Origin of the sequence: Amycolatopsis antarctica (assembly GCF_002262875.1) — a bacterium.
GTDB classification, from domain to species: domain Bacteria; phylum Actinomycetota; class Actinomycetes; order Mycobacteriales; family Pseudonocardiaceae; genus Amycolatopsis; species Amycolatopsis antarctica.
Genome location: NZ_NKYE01000010.1, coordinates 1 through 17,904, shown reverse-complemented (window position 1 = coordinate 17,904; position 17,904 = coordinate 1). Strand labels below are relative to the sequence as shown.

Genomic DNA, 17,904 nt, shown 5'->3' with positions numbered 1-17,904 from the left:
GGTGATTTCGTTATCGGATGCCCGGCTTGGTCGCTGTCCGCCGGGTGTGGCGATGTGCGGTTCGACGGCCCGCGCCGGGTCGTGCGGAGCCGCCGAACCGTCGGACGGGGACGGCAGCGGTGCTCGGCCTGGCGTAGCGCCCGACACGGCCTGCCGTTGCGCGTGACACGGCCTGCCGTAGCGCCCGACACGGCCTGCCGTTGCGCCCGACACGGGGTGCCGTAGCGCGTGACACGGGGTGGGGTCAGCGGGTGGGGTTCTTGCCGTCGGCCTGGGACGGTCCGGGGCCGGGTGACCACCAGCCGGGACGGACCACGCGATCGCGCACGACCGTGGGTTCCTCTCCCTCGGTGTACGGGTCGATCTCCAGCAGCTTGCCCCACGGCTGGCTCGGTGCGCCCTGCAGGAAGCTGGGCACCTCCGGCTGGTCGGCGACCTCCTCCAGCCAGCCGTTCGGCCCGCCGCCCTTGTTGCTGGCGACGTCACCCTCGTTGGCCAGGTCCCCGGCCGTCACGCGATAGGCGGGCACCTCGGAGATCCCGTCCCTGGTGGAGGCGGGCTGCATGCAGGGGTAGACGAACGACGCGGGCCAGTCCGTGTAGACGGGCTTGTTGCCGACCTTCTGGGTGAGCGAAGTGAACGTCGGCACGCGGGGTGCGGTGGCGGCCACCCAGCCGTCCTCGGTGAGATCGTTGTCGACGCCGGTCACCCGGACCATGGTGACGCCCTTCGGCAGGTCGCCCAGGTTGAACCGGGCATCGCTCCAGGAACCGGAACCGCCGCCGTCGCGCAGCACCGGCACGCTGCGCTCGATCGCGATGCCGTCCTCGGTCTGGCTGCCGAATTCCAGGTTCACGCTCGTCGCCTTGCCGGGCAGGGTGTTCGTCGCGATGACGACCTGACCGCCGTACAGGTCGGCGGGCAGCCCGTACCAGCCCGATCGCAAACGTCCGGTGGGCGTCTCCGAGTCGAGGTAGCTGCTCCACATCGGGACGGCGTCGGTGGTGAATCCGTGCGGCGGCTTGTCCAGCGGGTCGCCGTTCGTGGACGCCGAGGTGTGGAAGCCGCTCAGCGCGGCGCCGTCACCGACGTCGGGCAGTTCCGCCAGCACACTGGCCAGCGGGTCGCGCTCCACCATCACGTGATCGGAGAGGTTGCAACTGCTGCCGGTGAGGTGTTCCAGGTTGGCGGCGCCGAGGCTGTAGCTGCCGCGCTGCTTGTGGATCGCCTTGGCCATGCTCGCGAACTCGGCCAGCGCCACCATGCCGCAGACGATCACCAGGGACAACGAGCCGAGCTTCAGTGCCCGGTTGCGCCGTTCGTGCGGATCGGGCGGCGGACCGGGCCGGTGCATCCGGACGTTCTCGACGAACGCGATGATCCCGGCGATCGCCGCGCCGATCAACAGCACGGTCGACACGCCGATGCCACCGATCGAGGGGGCCTTGTCGAACCACGGGACGCCGATGTCGGAGACGAACCAGTACGCGTTCGGGCCGGTTGCCGCGAACGCGGCCACCACGAGCAGCCCCGACACGAACCCCGCCTGGTTGCGTTTCGACCGCAGCACGGTCGAACTGACGGCCAGTGCCGTCAACGCCGCCATCGCGGCCCCGACCGCGGCGAACGCGCCGAAGTGGTGCGTCCACTTCGTCGGGGTCAGCGCCAGCAGCAGGAAGAACAGCGCGACCGTGCCGATCAGCCTGCGGCTCGGTCCGAGTGCCGCACCCTGGATCCGGCCGCGGCGCAGCAGCACCACCATGCAGGCGCCGGTGCACAGGATCAGCAGCAGCACCGGGAAGCGGCGGGTGAGCGAGCCGTCGGCGGAGTTCTCGAACAGGAGCTGGTAGCGGGCCAGCTCCTCGAACCATGCCAGGTTCGGGCCGACCTGGGTGCGCAGGCGGGTGGCCTCGGTGACGGTGGCGAAGGTCTGGTCGGCGAACACGACGAGCAGCACGGTCAGCCCGGCGCCGAGGATCGGCCCGAGCACCGGCAGCCAGCCCTCCCGTGCCCGCTGGCGCAGGAGCTGAAACAGCGGTTTCGCGGCGACCAGGAAGGGGGCGACGGCGATCAGCCCGGTCGGCGTCGCGGCCAGCGTCAGCGCGGCCGCCAGCAGGCCGAGGCACAGCGGCAGCATTCGCCGGGTCACCAGCGTCCGCTCCACCGCGCAGATCGCGATCAGCGAGCCGACGGCGGCGACGGGCTCCGGCCGGGTGCCGTTGTTGAACGGCATCCACCAGACGAGGAAGACCACCGCGGCGGCCCAGCCCGCTGCCCGGCTGCTGCGGATGTCCTTGCCCAGCCGGGGCATCACCTCGCGGCTGATCAGCAGCCAGCTCAGTACGCCGAGCAGGAACGACGGCAGCCTGATCCACGGCGGGACCGTGCTGACGTGCGCCATCATCTCGTAGACGTGGTAGAACCAGCCGAACGGCGCCTCGGCCACCCCGAACCAGCGGTGGTAGTTCGGCAGGTAACCGGTGTCCTCGGTGGCCCTGGCCATGGTGAGGATGTAGCCGTCGTCCGAGGTGACCGGGCCGATGAACACCCAGGCACCCAGTGCGGCAATGACCGTGACGTCGCGGCCGGTGAGCCGCCACCAGCCGATCGGCGCCCAGCGCGGCGCGCGGCGGGCCACCCCCGAGTCGAGCCGGTACACCGAGATCAGGCAGCCGACCAGGGCGAGCAGGCCGATGATCGCGACCGCGATCTTCCAGCCGGTCGGTGAGGACTGGTAGCGCGTGTCCGGGGTGATCGAGACGTCGAGGCCGTCCACCTCCGCGTCGACCGCGGTGATCTCGGAGTAGATGCCGATCACCCGGGGCCGGACGTCGCCGTCCTGGTCCGACACGGGGACGCCGCCGACGTTGACGGTGGTGCGTTTCGCGTCCGAGGCGACGGTGATGTCACAGCCCTGTGCGGGCAGGGGAGCGCGGACGATCTGCTCGCCGCGGCTGAAGGCGAAGATCATCCCGTCGTCCACGCGGATCTGCATGCCCGCGCCCTCTTCGGACCGGGCGGCCGGGATCGTGGAGAACAACTGTGCCGAGCCGGTGGACCGTGAGTCCAGGGACTGCGTTGTGGCGCAGGGGATCCGCACCTGCATGTCCTGTGCCCAGTACGAGGTCAGCGGCGCGTTGACCGGCTTGATCTCGCCGCCGTTCGGCCAGACGATCTTGGCCGTGTCCTGGACTACGGGCAGGAATGGGAAGGCGACGGCGCACGCGGCGGCCACGAGTCCCAGCACGGTGGCGAGTCGGCGCCAGAACTGGTTTCGAGACCGCGGGGTGTCGTCGTCTCCCGGTGTGGTGTCGGACGGCTCGTCACCCTGATCACGGGTGTCCGTCCGGGAAGAGGTCGCTAACCGCATCGCCGACCACGCTAGCCTGTTCGTGAAAGCGGCCTTGCGCAGGGCTCCCGCAAGTCGCGGGTGCCCGCGTGGGAACGTCCGGCGCGGGCACCGTCGCGCGCGCGGGCCCGCCGCCACCTCGTCGGCCGCGAGCCCCGCTCACCCGTCCGGACCAGCCAGGGAAACTCGCCGGCCAGGTTTCGCGGGCGTGCGGCAGGCTCAGTTCAGGGCGAGCGTGCGTCCGGCGACCACCAGCAGGACCGACTCCGAGCCGGCGGCGACGCTGGTGTTGAGGGCGCCGAGTACGTCGCGGAACACCCGGCCGGACGCCGTCCCCGGCACCACCCCGCTGCCCACCTCGTTGCTGACCGCCACCACCGGCACGGTCACCTGGGCCCAGGCGTCCAGGAAGTCGGTGAGCCGTTCGTCGAGCCGGTGCTCCCAGCCGCGACGCCGGTCCCAGGCGCCGACATCGTCGAGTACCCGGCTCACCCAGGTGCCGAGACAGTCGACCAGCAGCGGGCCCTCCGCCTCGCGCAGGGACGAGGCCAGGTCGGCGGTCTCCACCGTGCGCCAGGTGGGCGGCCGGTCCGCCTGAAGAGCGGCGACCCGCGCGGCCCACTCCGGATCGCCCGCCGTCGCCGGCACGCCGGTGGCCACGTAGACGACGTCGCGGCGGTCGGCCAGCAGCAGCTCCGCGTGCCGGGACTTTCCGGACCGGACACCGCCGAGGACCAGGGTGCGGTCGGCCGTGGCGGGCCCGTCGGCGTATCGGCGGAGCAGCCGGGCTCCGGCGTCGAGCCTGTTGGCGGCCAGTTCGGCGAGTCGCTTGCTCATACGCGCATTGTCGCGCAGTACCGAACGTGTCGCGTCGATGGGCGACGCGTCTGTGTCCGGCCCCGCCGGCCGCACGCCCGTCCAGGCCCGAACGGGTGATAGTCGGAGCGGTATGACGGCGCCGCGTAACGATGCGGGACGCGCCGACGAGAGGTAGGCATCCAGAGCCCGGGTACCGCGACCGGGCACCGCTGTTCGGACCAGTCGGAAGAGTCTCGCGATGAGCATGCAGACCGTGACACCGCCAGCGCAGTCCTCGCGGAGCGTGCGGGGACGGTGGCCGTGGCTCGCCGTGACGACCACGATGGCCCTGCTGCTGATCGCCGGGTTCTCCGGTGGACGGGTGGACGCCGGGCACGCGGGCTCCCCGCCCCCGCCGCCTGCGCCCGTGGCGGCGAGCACCCTGCCCACGGCGGTACCCGCCGGACAGGCGGCCACGGCCGGCCCCGCGGCGACCGCGTCCGCCAGGCCCGCGCCGCGAGAACCGCTGCCGGCCAGCGGAATCGTCCCTGACGTGGTGGGCATGAACTACCGGGCGGCCCAGGAAACGCTGTGGGAGGCCGGTTTCCGCCGGCTCGTCTCCGAGGACGTGACCGGGCAGCGCAGACTGCTCGTCTGGAGCGACGGCTGGCGGGTGGTCGCCCAGTCCGCCGAAGCCGGCAGTGCCATGGACACCACGACGCCCGTCACGCTGAGCGCGGACCGTGCGGACCTCCGCTAGAACGTCCCCATCGGACGTCCCCATCGGACGTCCCCATCGGACGTCCCCATCGGACGTCCACAGTGGAATCCGGCAGTGGATTCTCACTGCGGACGCCCGTCGTGGACTCCCGTCGCGCGATACGCCCCGGCGACGGAACCTCAGTTCAGCGGACGGTCCGTCGGCCCGATCGGGGCCGGAAGCACGGTACGCCCGGTCAGCCGCGCGTCCACCCCCGCCGCCGCGGCACGGCCCTCGGCGATCGCCCACACGATCAGCGACTGGCCCCGGCCCATGTCACCCGCCACGAACACGTTGTCCACGGTGGTGCGGAACGTCTCGTCCCGCACCACATTGCCGCGCTCGTCGAGCTCCACGCCGAGCGAGTCCAGCAGGCCCTCACGCTGCGGCCCGACGAAACCCATCGCCAGCAGCACGAGCTGCGCCGGGATCTCCTGCTCGGTGCCCTCGACCGGAACGAACTTCCCGTCCTCGTTGCGTACCTCGACCAGGCGCAGTGCGCGCAGGTCGCCGTTCTCGTCGGCGAGGAACTCCTGGGTGTTCACCGAGAACAGCCGCTCGCCGCCCTCCTCGTGGGCCGAGGACACGCGGTAGAGCATCGGGTACGTCGGCCACGGATGCGCCGATGCCCGCGACTCCGGCGGCTGCGGCATGATCTCGAGCTGTGTCACCGATCTGGCACCCTGCCGGTGCGCGGTGCCGAGGCAGTCGGCCCCGGTGTCACCGCCACCGATCACCACCACATCCTTGCCGGAGGCGTCGATCGGGCTGCTGTCCTCGTCACCCGAGGCGACCCGGTTCGCCGGCGGCAGGTACTCCATCGCCTGGTACACACCGGGAATGTCGCGGCCCTGGATCGGCAGATCCCGCCACGCGGTCGCCCCGCCCGCCAGCACCACCGCGTCGTAGTCGGTGCGCAACCGCTCCACCGTCACGTCCACGCCGACATCGACGCCCGCCCGGAACTCCGTTCCCTCGGCACGCATCTGTTCCAGCCGGCGATCCAGCCGGTGCTTCTCCATCTTGAACTCGGGGATGCCGTACCGCAGCAGGCCACCGATCTTGTCCGCCCGCTCGAACACCACCACCTCGTGACCGGCGCGGGTCAACTGCTGTGCGGCCGCCAGTCCAGACGGACCGGAACCGACGACGGCGACCTTCCGGCCCGTCTTCGCCTCCGGAATCTGCGGGGTCACCCAGCCCTCGTCCCAGGCGCGGTCGATGATCGAGATCTCCACCCGCTTGATCGTCACCGGGTCGTCGTTGATGCCGAGCACGCACGCCGTCTCACACGGGGCCGGGCACAGGGTGCCGGTGAACTCCGGGAAATTGTTGGTGGCGTGCAGACGTTCGCTGGCCTCCTGCCAGTCGTCCCGCCACACCAGCGTGTTCCACTCCGGGATCAGGTTGCCCAGCGGACACCCCTGATGGCAGAACGGGATCCCGCAGTCCATGCACCGCCCGGCCTGCTTCTCCAGCTTCTCCGTGGCGAAGTCCTCGTAGACCTCACGCCAGTCGAGCAGCCGCAGATCGACCGGACGCCGGGCAGGCAGTTCCTGCTTCGTGGTCAGAAAACCCTTGGGATCAGCCATGTGCGGCCTCCATGATCGCCTCGTTCACGTCCCTGCCCTCGCGTTCCGCCGCGGCCTGCGCCGCCAGCACGCGCTTGTAGTCCTTCGGCATCACCTTGGTGAACCTGTCCACCGCCACGTCCCAGTCCGCGAGCAGGGAGTGCGCCACGGCGGAATCGGTCTCCGTGTAGTGCGCTTCCACGGCGTCGCGGAGGAACTCCACGTCCTCGTCGTCGAGCGGATCGCTGTCCACCATCTCGTGGTTGACCCGCACCGCCGCCAGATCGAGCACGTAGGCGATGCCGCCGGACATGCCGGCCGCGAAGTTGCGCCCCGTCGGCCCGAGCACGACCACGCGCCCACCGGTCATGTACTCGCAGCCGTGGTCACCGACGCCCTCCACGACGGCCAGTGCACCCGAGTTGCGGACGCAGAACCGCTCGCCGACCTTGCCGCGCAGGAACAACTCCCCGCTGGTGGCGCCGTAACCGATCACGTTGCCGGCGATGATGTGCTGCTCGGCGGCGAACCGCGCCTCCGGATCCGGCCGCACGGTGATCCGTCCGCCGGACAGGCCCTTGCCGACGTAGTCGTTGCCGTCACCGATCAGCCGCATCGTGATGCCCTTGGGCAGGAACGCCCCGAAGGACTGCCCGGCCGTACCGGTGAACGTGATGTCGATCGTGTCGTCCGGCAGACCGTCACCGCCCCAGCGCTTCGTCAGCTCGGAACCCAGCATGGTGCCGACGGTCCGGTTCACGTTGCGCACCGGCAGTTCCAGCCGCACCTTGTCACCCGAGGACAGCGAGCCCTCGGCGAGCTGGATCAGGGTGTTGTCCAGCGCCTTCTCCAGGCCGTGGTCCTGCAGGGTCTGCTGGTGCCGCAGGGTCCGCGGCGCGAGCTCGGGCACGTGGAAGATCGCCGACAGGTCGAGCCCGGCACCCTTCCAGTGCTCGATGGCCCTGCGCTTGTCCAGCAGCTCCGCATGCCCGACCGCCTCCGCGATCGACCGGAAACCCAGCTCCGCCAGGTACTCCCGCACCTCCTGGGCGATGAACTCGAAGAAGTTCACCACGTACTCGGCCTTGCCACTGAACTTCTCGCGCAGCTTCGGGTTCTGCGTGGCCACCCCGACCGGGCAGGTGTCGAGATGACACACCCGCATCATGATGCAGCCGGAGACCACCAGGGGCGCGGTGGCGAAACCGAACTCCTCGGCGCCCAGCAGCGCCGCGATCACCACGTCCCGCCCGGTCTTGAGCTGCCCGTCGGTCTGCACCACGATCCGGTCCCGCAACCTGTTCGCCAGCAGGGTCTGCTGCGTCTCCGCGAGGCCCAGCTCCCACGGGCCGCCCGCGTGCTTGATCGACGACAACGGGGAGGCGCCCGTGCCGCCGTCGTGCCCGGAGATGAGCACGACGTCGGCGTGCGCCTTGGACACGCCCGCCGCGACCGTGCCCACGCCTACCTCGGACACCAGCTTCACGTGGATGCGTGCCGCGGGGTTGGCGTTCTTCAGATCGTGGATGAGCTGTGCCAGGTCCTCGATCGAATAGATGTCGTGGTGCGGCGGCGGCGAGATCAGCCCGACGCCGGCCGTGGAGTACCGCGTCTTCGCGATCCACGGGTACACCTTCGCGCCGGGGAGCTGGCCGCCCTCACCGGGTTTCGCGCCCTGCGCCATCTTGATCTGGATGTCGTCCGCGTTGACCAGGTACTCGCTCGTGACGCCGAACCGGCCGCTGGCGACCTGTTTCACCGCCGAACGCCGTTCCGGATCGTAGAGCCGCTCGGCGTCCTCGCCGCCCTCGCCGGTGTTCGACTTGCCGCCGAGGCGGTTCATCGCGATCGCCAGCGTCTGGTGCATCTCCATCGAGATCGATCCGTAGGAGATGGCACCGGTGGCGAACCGCTTGACGATCTCGGAGACCGGCTCGACCTCCTCGATCGGCACCGGTGCCCGCTCGCCGGGCGCGAACTCGAACAGGCCGCGCAGGGTGTAGAGCCGCTGCGCCTGGTCGTCGACGGCCTTGGTGTACTCCTTGAACACCTCGTACTTCCCGGAACGGGTGGAGTGCTGGAGCTTGAACACCGTCTGCGGGTTGAACAGGTGCGGTTCGCCCTCGCGACGCCACTGGTAGTCGGCGCCGGTGGACAGCTCACGGTGGCTGGCACGGACGCCGTCCGCCGGGAACGCCGTGCGGTGCCGGATCCGCACCTCCTCGGCGATGGTGTCGAAACCGATCCCGCCGAGCCGGGAGGTGGTGCCGGTGAAGCAGTTCTCCACCACCTCGTGGCCCAGTCCGATCGCCTCGAAGATCTGCGCACCGGTGTAGGAGGCCACTGTGGACACTCCCATCTTGGACATGGTCTTGCGCACGCCCTTGCCCAGCGCCTTGATCAGGTTGCGCATCGCCTGCTTCGGCGTGGTGTCGCCGATGACGCCCTGGCGGGCCATCTCCTCGACGGTCGCCATCGCCAGGTAGGGGTTGACCGCGGCGGCGCCGTAGCCGATGAGCAGCGCGATGTGGTGGACCTCGCGGGCGTCGCCCGACTCGACGATCAGGCCCACCTGCGTGCGGGTCTTCTCCCGCACCAGGTGGTGGTGCACCGCGCCGGTCAGCAGCAGCGAGGGGATCGGCGCGTGGGTCTCGTCGACACCCCGGTCGGAGAGCACGATCAGCCGCGCCCCGTCCTCGATCGCCTCGGACACCTCCGAGCGGATCTCGTCGAGCCTGCGCACCAGCGCCTCGCCGCCCCCGCCGACCTCGTACCGGCCGAGCACGGTCACCGCCTGGTACTCCGGCAGGTCGCCGTCGTCGTTGATGTGCACCAGTTTGGCGAGGTCGTCGTTGTCCAGCACCGGGAACGGCAGCACGATCCGTCGGCAGGAGTCCGGTCCCGCGTCGAGCAGGTTCGGCTCCGACCCGAGCTGGGCCCCGAGCGCGGTCACCAGTTCCTCGCGGATCGCGTCCAGCGGCGGGTTCGTCACCTGCGCGAAAAGCTGGGTGAAGTAGTCGAACAACGGGCGGGAGCCCGAGGACAGCGGGGCGAGTGGCGAGTCGTTGCCCATCGAGCCGATCGGCTCGGCCCCGGTCCTGGCCATCGGCTCCAGCAGGACGTCGAGTTCCTCCTCGGTGTAGCCGAAGGACTGCTGCCTGCGCAGCAGCGCGGCGTGCACCGGAACCTCCCGGTCCCGCTCGGGCAGATCGTCCAGCGAGGTCAGCCCGGACGCGATCCAGTCTGCGTAGGGATGCTCGGCGGCCAGGCCACCCTTGATCTCCTCGTCGTCGATGATGCGGCCCTCGGCCGTGTCCACCAGGAACATCCGGCCCGGTTCGAGCCTGCCCTTCTGGATGATCGCGGAGGGTTCGATGTCCAGTACGCCGACCTCACTGGCCAGCACCACCAGGCCGTCCTCGGTCACCCAGTATCGGGCGGGACGGAGACCGTTGCGGTCCAGCACGGCACCGATCTGGGTGCCGTCGGTGAACGAGACCAGGGCGGGCCCGTCCCACGGTTCCATCAGCGTGGAGTGGAACTCGTAGAACGCCCTCCGGGCCGCGTCCATCTCCTCGTGGTTCTCCCACGCCTCCGGGATCATCATCAGCACCGCGTGCGGCAGCGAACGGCCACCGAGGTGCAGCAGTTCCAGCACCTCGTCGAAGGAGGCGGAGTCGCTGGCGCCGCGGGTGATGATCGGGTAGACCCGCCGCAGCTCGCCGGGTACGAGGTCGGTGTCGAGTATCGACTCCCGGGCGTCCATCCAGTTCCGGTTGCCGCGCAGGGTGTTGATCTCGCCGTTGTGCGCCACGTAGCGGTACGGGTGCGCCAGCGGCCAGGAGGGGAACGTGTTGGTGGAGAAGCGGGAGTGCACCAGGCCGATCGCGCTGGTCACCCGTTCGTCGGTGAGGTCGTCGAAGAACTTCGCCACCTGCGGCTCGGTGAGCATGCCCTTGTACACGATCGTCCGGGCGGAGAGGCTGGGGAAGTAGACCTCCTCGGCCACCAGTTCGTGCTCGGCGCGCTTGCGCACGCAGAACGCGGCGCGCTCCAGCGCCAGGCCGGTGACCTCCTCCCGGCGGGGCGCGAGGAAGAGCTGCTGGAAGTGCGGCATCGTCTTCCTCGCGGTGGGGCCGACGTGCTCGGTCCGCACCGGCAGCTCACGCCAGCCGAGTACGCGCAGGTTCTCCTCGGCGGCGATCCGTTCGATCGCGCTCATCGCCCGGCCGCGGTTCTTCTCGTCCACCGGAAGGAAAGCCGTGCCGACGGCGTAGGTGCCCGGCTCGGGCAGGGCGAAGTCCACGGCCTCGCGGTAGAAGGCGTCCGGGACCTGGATGAGGATGCCCGCGCCGTCACCGGTCTCCGGCTCGGCGCCACGGGCCCCGCGGTGTTCCAGGTTGCGCAGCGCGACGAGCGCCTTGGCGACGATGCCGTGGTCGCGCCGGCCGGCAAGGTCGGCGACGAAGGCGACGCCGCAGGCGTCGTGCTCGTACTGCTCGTCGTAGAGGCCCGCGCTGGTGCGCGGGTGCGTCTCGTGGCGGTTCACGCTGGCCGCCCTCCTAATGGGTTCGGCGCTGCCGGGCCGGTCACCGTGCCCCGGCGCGCGCGGTGCGAGCGATCGGTTAACGGTCCGGGCCGGTGTTGCGATGGTCAGTGGAGAGGGAAGACCCGCAGGCGGGCCTCGAGGGACATCGGCGGAGAATCGCACCTCGTCGTGCGGCCTCGTGGCACGTCGTCGTGCCGCGCGCTGTCGGTACTGCGATGGTGCCCTGGGTGGTGCTGAGCCTGCTGCCTGCTGTGCTGCGTGCCGTGCCGGCCCGGACCGTGGTGGTGGAGGCCGGGTGGCACGCCTCTGCCTACTACCGGGTTCGCCGGTCTTATGACAGTAGTGTGAAATCCGGGTTATCGATATCCGTTCGGGCTTGCTCGTGGCAAACACCACGTGCTTATTGACGAACGCGCACACCCCGGTCGGGAGCCCCCCGCTGCCGCGAGGGTAGCCGCTGAGCAGCGCGAACACGAGAGAGTGACCCGGACGTGGGACACCGGCCGACGGTCGGCGGGCACCGCGGCGGGGGAGATGACCGAATTGTGCGATCCGCGGCGGCGAGGAAGCTCCGGTGCCGGAGCGGACGTTCCCGGAACCGGACCGCGCCGCCGGCGGCCGGTACGCCGCCGGGAACCGCCGTACCGGGGCTGCGGGGATCGGGGCGATCGACTTCAATGGAGCGGTGGCAGCCGCGGACACGCCGGTCGAGACGGTGACGAACAGGGATGCCGTGCGGCGCCGCCTGGCCGGGCGGACCGGGTGCGAGGTGGCGTTCGACGCGGGCACCCGCGCGGTCTACACGACCGACGCCTCCAACTACCGGCACGATCCGGTCGGCGTGGCCCTGCCACGGTCGGCGGACGAGGTGGCGGAGGTGGTCGCCGCCTGCCACGAGACCGGGGTGCCGGTGATCGTCCGCGGCGGGGGGACCAGCGTGGCGGGCAACGCCTGCGGTCCGGCCATGGTGATCGACACCTCGCGCTTCCTCACCGGCGTGCGCGATCTCGATCCGGAAGCCCGTACGGTGCGCGTCGCCCCGGGAACCGTGCTGGACGACCTGCAGGCCGTGGCCGCGCCGCACGGCCTGCGCTTCGGTCCCGACCCGTCCACGCACAGCCGGTGCACCATCGGCGGGATGATCGGCAACAACGCCTGCGGCTCCCACTCGGTCGCCTGGGGACGGACCGCCGACAACGTGACGAGTCTGGACGTGCTGCTCGCCGATGGCACCACGATGACCGTCGGCCCGACCAGTCCCTCCGAAGTGGACAGACGCGCCGCCCTGCCGGGCACCGAGGGCCGTGTCTACCGCGAACTGCGGGAGCTGGTGACGGAGAACCTGGCGCTACTGCGTACCGAACGGCCGCGGTGGTCGCGCCGTGTCTCCGGGTACGCGCTCGAACACCTGTTGCCGGAGAACGGTTTCGACCTCGCGAAGGCACTGGTGGGCAGCGAGGGAACCTGCGTGACGGTGCTGGACGCGACGCTGCGGCTGACCGAGATGCCCGCCCACCGGGTGCTCGCGGTGCTGGGTTTCGCCGACGACATCGCCGCCGCGGACGCCGTTCCCGCCATTCTGCCCTCGGCCCCGTTGACCGTGGAGGGTGTGGACGCCGAGCTGCTCGCCCTGCTGCCCGAGGGGCACGGCCGGGACCTGCCACCGGGCGGGGCCTGGCTGTTCGTCGAGTTCGACGGCCACGATCCCGCCGAGGCCTTCCGGCGGGCCGAGGCCCTTGCCGCGGAACTGGGCGGCGTGACCACCGGCCACCGGGTACTCACGGACCCGGACGCGCGGCGTGCGCTGTGGCGGATCCGCGAGGAGGGCGCCGGGCTGGCCACCCGCCGGGCCGACGGCGCGGAGGCGTGGCCGGGCTGGGAGGACGCGGCGGTCCCGCCGGAACGGCTCGGCGGCTACCTGCGCGGGCTGAAGGAGCTGATGGGCAGGCATGGCCTGCGCAGCACCGTGTACGGCCACTACGGCGAGGGCTGCCTGCACATGCGGCTGGACTTCGATCTGCTGTCCGGCGCCGGGATCGCCGCGTTCCGCGTGTTCATGGAGGAGGCCGCGGACCTGGTCGCCGCGCACGGCGGCTCGCTCTCCGGTGAGCACGGCGACGGGCAGGCCCGCTCGGAGCTGCTGCCTCGGATGTACCCGCCCGAGGGGCTGGCCCTGTTCCGGCGCTTCAAGGCGATCTTCGACCCCGCCGGGGTGCTGAACCCCGGCGTGCTGGTGGATCCGCGCCCGCTGGACGCGGATCTGCGGCCTCGCCGCGCGCCTCTGGAACTGGAGGACGTGACGGCGCTGGGTTACCCGGCCGATCACGGCAGTTTCGGTGAGGCCCTGCGGCGGTGCGTGGGTGTCGGGAAGTGCCGGGACACCTCCGGTGCGGGGGTGATGTGCCCCAGCTACCGGGTGACGCGGGAGGAGAAACACTCCACCCGCGGCCGCGCACGCCTGCTCGCCGAGATGGTCGGCGGCGAGGTGATCACCGACGGCTGGCGTTCGGCGGAGGTACGCGACGCGCTCGATCTCTGCCTGTCCTGCAAGGGTTGCCTGTCCGACTGCCCGGTCGATGTCGACATGGCGACGTACAAGTCGGAGTTCTTCCACCAGCACTACCGACGCCGGATCCGGCCCGCGGCGCACTACTCGATGGGCTGGCTGCCACTGTGGCTGCGGGCGTCGGCCGTCGCGCCGCGGAGGATCAACTCGTTGCTGCGGCGTTCCGCGATCGCCCGGCTGGTGAAGCGGATCGGTGGCATCGCGCCGGAACGCGAGCTGCCCGCGTTCGCCGCGACGCCGTTCACCGCCGCGCGGGCGGACCTCAGGGCAGCCCCGGAATCCTTGCCGGACAAGGGTTCCCAGGGAATCGTGCTCTGGCCGGACTCGTTCAACAACTACCTCACCCCGGACGTCCTGCACGCCGCGGCCGAGGTGCTCACCGCCGCCGGGTACCACGTGGTGCTGCCCGAGGAGGGCGTCTGCTGCGGGCTGACCTGGGTCTCGACCGGCCAGCTCGACCTGGCCCGGCGGGTGCTGCGCAGGACGGTGTCGGTGCTGCGGCCCTACCTGGACGCCGGGTACCGGGTCGCCGGTCTCGAACCGAGCTGCACGGCGCTGTTCCGCGGCGACCTCGGTCACCTGCTGCCCGGCGATCCCGTCGCGGCTTCGCTGGCCTCCCGCACGGCCACCTTCGCCGAGCTGATCGACGAGGCTGGGGTGCCACTGGGCGACCTGGACGTCGACGCCCTCGCCCAGGTGCACTGTCATCAGCACGCCGTGCTCGGTTTCGGCGCGGACGAACGGGCCCTCGCCTCGGCCGGGGTTCGCGGTTCCACTGTGGACTCCGGCTGTTGCGGGCTGGCCGGGAACTTCGGTTTCGAACGTGGCCACTACGAGGTCTCGGTCGCCTGCGCGGAGGACCGCCTGCTGCCCGCGCTGCGGGAGATCCCGGCGGAGACCCTCGTGGTGTCGGACGGTTTCAGTTGCCGTACCCAGATCGCGTCCCAGACAGACCGGCGCGCCCTGCACCTCGCGCAGGTCCTGCGCCGCGCCCTGCACCGCTGAACGCACCGCATCCGGTGGCGGGCACCGGATGCGCACCCCGAGGAGGACACGATGCCTGGACTGCCGCTGGACGCCGAGCACCGTCGTCGCGATCGAACAGGCCGTGGCGGCGTCGTTCGCGACCCGTCCGCTCGGTGCCCGCGTGATCAAGGTGGAACAGCCCGCGCTCTACGACCGGCGAGGGCACCGTACTCGACGTGTCCATCCTGGACGCGCTCGGCGAGTGGATGGGTTTCCCCTACCAATACGCGAACTACGGCGCCGGGACAGCATTCGACGGCGATCCGGGCCGAGCTGGGTCTCTGACCGTCCCCGCCTCACTCCGCGGTGCCGGTGCCCCACCAGGTCAGTGCCAGCGAGTCGAGCACGGGTTCCGGCGGCGCGGGCAGCACGTCGAGGTACCAGCGCAGGTTCGAGTACCGGTGCAGCAGCGTGTACGCCAGGCAGCGCCGGGAGAACTCCACGCCGAGTTCGCCCGGCGCGTACCCGTAGGACAGCAGCAGCGCGCGCAGGAAGGCGGCGTCACCACAGGAGACGAACAGGCCGACGGCGGCGAAGTCGTACTCGGGCGCCCCGCGCATCGCCGGTTCGAAGTCGAACAGCCCGCTCGCGTTCCACTCGCCGTTCTCGTACCGCATCATCACGTGCTCGCGCATGCATTCGGTGTGCAGCAGGCCGGGTACCGGGTCGCCGAGGTCGACGGAGTCGAGGAAACCGGGAATCTGCTCCACCCACGTCTCGGGCGTCCCGGCACGCCGCTGGCGTTCGGCCGCGGTGCGCCGCTGCCCGGCGATCCACTCCTGCCAGTTCGCCGGCTCCAGCGTCTCCAGCACCGGTGCCTCGGTGCGGTGCAGGGCGGCCAGGGTGCGGCCGAGCCGATCCGCCAGCCGTCCACGGTCCGAAGTGGACAGCTCGGGCCAGACGGATTCCAGCGACCGCCCGGGCAGCCGGGTCATCAGCAGAAAGCCCCAGCCGTCGCGGACGCCGCTGTCCCGCACCCGTGGGGTCGGCACGGCCAGGGTCGCGTGCAGCGCGCGCAGTACACCGCTCTCCACCGCCAGCTCCGTTCCGTGGACGGGCGGGTAGAGCTTGAGCACCAGGGTCTCGCCGACCGCGTACACCGGCAGCGAACCCTCGGTGAACCGGTCTATCCGGGCGCCGCCGTGGCCGAGGGCGGCCACCAGGCCGGTCACCGGTCCGAGCAACTGCTCCGGGGTGAGGGCGCGGAACCGTTCCTCGGTGTCCGCGCGGGGAAAGCTCGCGGTGGGTGCGGGTGTCACGACCGGGAACCTAGCCGGACCTCGTGCGCCCGCGCGACGGCTTTTCCGGATCCACCCGAGTGGCCCCGGTGGCGCCACGGGACGAGGATGGCAGGACGCGCCCACACCGCAACGCGAGGAGTACCGGATGCCGACTGTCGCCGACCAGCTCGTCGAAGTACTGATCGAATCGGGCGTGCGGCGCATCTACGGCGTCGTCGGCGACAGCCTGAACCCGGTCGTGGACGCGATCCGGCGCAGCGGTGGTTCCGCGCGTGGCGGCATCGACTGGGTGCACGTGCGCAACGAGGAGGCGGGGGCGTTCGCCGCCGCGGCCGAGGCGCAGCTCACCGGCACCCTCGCGGCCTGTGCGGGCAGTTGTGGCCCCGGCAACCTGCACCTGCTCCAAGGGCTCTACGACGCGCACCGGTCCGGCGCCCCGGTGCTGGCGATCGCCTCGCACATACCGGCCGCCCAGATCGGCACGGGATTCTTTCAGGAGACGCATCCGGAACAGCTCTTCGCCGAGTGCTCGCACTTCTGCGAGATGGTCAGCACTCCGGCGCAGCTTCCGCGGCTCGCCCGGATCGCCGCCCAGAACGCCGTCGGCAAGCACGGCGCCGCCGTACTGGTGGTACCCGGCGATCTCGCGCACGAGCAGGCGGTGAACCCGACCGGCCGCAGCAACGTCGTCGGCACCCGGCCCGCGCTGTGCCCCGCCGACGCCGACATCGATCGGCTCACCGAGCGCATCGACCGCGCCGGGAAGGTGATGATCATGGCGGGTGCCGGTTGCCGGGACGCGCACGAGCAGGTGATCGCGCTCGCCGACGCGGTGGCCGCACCGGTCGGGCATTCGTTGCGCGGCAAGGAGTTCATTCAGTACGACAACCCGTTCGACGTCGGGATGAGCGGACTGCTCGGCTACGGCGCCTGCCATACGGCCATGCACGAGGCCGATCTGGTGCTGCTGCTCGGTACCGACTTCCCGTACGACAATTTCCTGCCCCAGGCCAACACCGTGCAGGTCGACGTGGACCCGGCCCGGATCGGCAGACGCACGGTCCTGGAGTTCGGGGTGCTCGGCGACGTCGGGGCCACCATCGACGCCGTACTGCCCCGGCTGCGCAGCCGTACCGAGCGCGGTTTCCTGCACGACATGCTGCGCAAGCACGAACGCGGCCTGCAGAAGGTCGTCGACGCCTACACCCACGACGTCGGGGCGCACGCCCCGATCCATCCCGAGTACGTCGCCGACATCCTCGACGACGAGGCCGCCGATGACGCCGTGTTCACCGTGGACACCGGCATGTGCAACGTCTGGGCGGCCCGGTACGTCACGCCGAACGGGCAGCGCAGGCTGCTCGGCTCGTTCGTGCACGGCAGCATGGCCGACGCGCTGCCGCACGCCATCGGGGCGCAGGCGGCCGAACCGGGCAGGCAGGTCGTCGCCATGGCGGGCGACGGCGGACTGGCCATGCTGATGGGGGAGCTGCTGACCCTGCGCACGCACTCACTGCCGGTGAAACTGGTGGTGTTCAACAACTCCTCGCTCGGCATGGTGAAGCTGGAGATGCTGGTGGACGGGTTGCCCGAGTTCGGCACCGACCACGACCAGGTCGATTTCGCGGCGATCGCGCGGGGCGCCGGACTCCACGCGCGCCGGGTGGAGGACCCCGGCGAGGTGCGTGCCGGGATCCGCGAACTCCTCGCGCACGACGGACCGGCGGTACTCGACGTGGTCACCGACCCCAACGCGCTGTCCATCCCGCCGGACATCACCGCGGCGCAGGTGAAGGGATTCGCGCTCGCGGTGAGCCGCACGGTGCTCAGCGGTGGGGTCGGCAAGATGCTGCAGCTCGCGAAATCCAACCTGCGCAACGTTCCCCGGCCCTGACGGTGCTCGGGCCCGGCCGGCTCAGAGGGTGTGGTGAAACCTTGGTGGTCAGGGTGTGAGGTCGTCTGCTAGGCGTTGGGCTGCCTCGGTCTCGATGGGGCCGTGAGGTTCGACGTTTTCGCCTGCTAGCCGTGCGGCCATCAATCGGAT

8 protein-coding genes and 1 pseudogene are annotated in these 17,904 nt (G+C 70.9%); 3 read left to right on the top strand and 6 right to left on the bottom strand.

Annotated features, from left to right (window positions below; all coding sequences use genetic code 11):
• Positions 1–244: 244 nt before the first annotated feature.
• Both CFN78_RS17060 and CFN78_RS17055 read right to left on the bottom strand, forming a co-directional pair.
• On the bottom strand, positions 245–3,370 hold the full coding sequence (locus tag CFN78_RS17060) for an arabinosyltransferase domain-containing protein (RefSeq protein WP_094863821.1): 3,126 nt from the start codon (positions 3,368–3,370) through the stop codon (positions 245–247).
• Between the two features lie 198 nt (positions 3,371–3,568).
• On the bottom strand, positions 3,569–4,186 hold the full coding sequence (locus CFN78_RS17055; RefSeq protein ID WP_094863820.1) for a bifunctional adenosylcobinamide kinase/adenosylcobinamide-phosphate guanylyltransferase: 618 nt from the start codon (positions 4,184–4,186) through the stop codon (positions 3,569–3,571).
• A gap of 220 nt (positions 4,187–4,406) precedes the next feature.
• Between CFN78_RS17055 and CFN78_RS17050 the strand changes: the two genes are divergently transcribed.
• Positions 4,407–4,907, top strand: coding sequence for a PASTA domain-containing protein (locus tag CFN78_RS17050; RefSeq protein WP_094863819.1), 501 nt, complete (start codon positions 4,407–4,409; stop codon positions 4,905–4,907).
• A 140-nt stretch (positions 4,908–5,047) separates the two neighbouring features.
• Here the strand turns inward: CFN78_RS17050 and CFN78_RS17045 are convergent, their stop codons facing one another.
• Positions 5,048–6,499 carry a glutamate synthase subunit beta gene (locus CFN78_RS17045; RefSeq protein ID WP_094863818.1) on the bottom strand — a complete coding sequence of 484 codons (1,452 nt, stop codon included), beginning with the start codon at positions 6,497–6,499 and terminating at the stop codon, positions 5,048–5,050.
• Positions 6,492–11,027, bottom strand: a complete 4,536-nt coding sequence (gltB, locus tag CFN78_RS17040; protein ID WP_165777590.1) for a glutamate synthase large subunit — start codon at positions 11,025–11,027, stop codon at positions 6,492–6,494. The genes CFN78_RS17045 and gltB overlap by 8 nt, the downstream gene beginning before the upstream one ends.
• 715 nt (positions 11,028–11,742) lie before the next feature.
• On the opposite strand from gltB, the gene CFN78_RS17035 reads away from it, so the two are divergent.
• Positions 11,743–14,598, top strand: a complete 2,856-nt coding sequence (locus CFN78_RS17035) for an FAD-binding and (Fe-S)-binding domain-containing protein (RefSeq protein ID WP_420807900.1) — start codon at positions 11,743–11,745, stop codon at positions 14,596–14,598.
• A 317-nt stretch (positions 14,599–14,915) separates the two neighbouring features.
• Here the strand turns inward: CFN78_RS17035 and CFN78_RS17030 are convergent, their stop codons facing one another.
• Positions 14,916–15,878 carry a phosphotransferase family protein gene (locus CFN78_RS17030; protein WP_240519507.1) on the bottom strand — a complete coding sequence of 321 codons (963 nt, stop codon included), beginning with the start codon at positions 15,876–15,878 and terminating at the stop codon, positions 14,916–14,918.
• Between the two features lie 127 nt (positions 15,879–16,005).
• On the opposite strand from CFN78_RS17030, the gene CFN78_RS17025 reads away from it, so the two are divergent.
• Positions 16,006–17,754: a pyruvate dehydrogenase gene (locus CFN78_RS17025; RefSeq protein ID WP_094863816.1), complete on the top strand. Its 1,749-nt coding sequence runs from the start codon at positions 16,006–16,008 to the stop codon at positions 17,752–17,754.
• A gap of 48 nt (positions 17,755–17,802) precedes the next feature.
• On the opposite strand, the pseudogene CFN78_RS17020 reads toward CFN78_RS17025, so the two are convergent.
• Positions 17,803–17,904 (bottom strand): annotated as a pseudogene (locus CFN78_RS17020) (IS5/IS1182 family transposase); the annotation flags it as partial.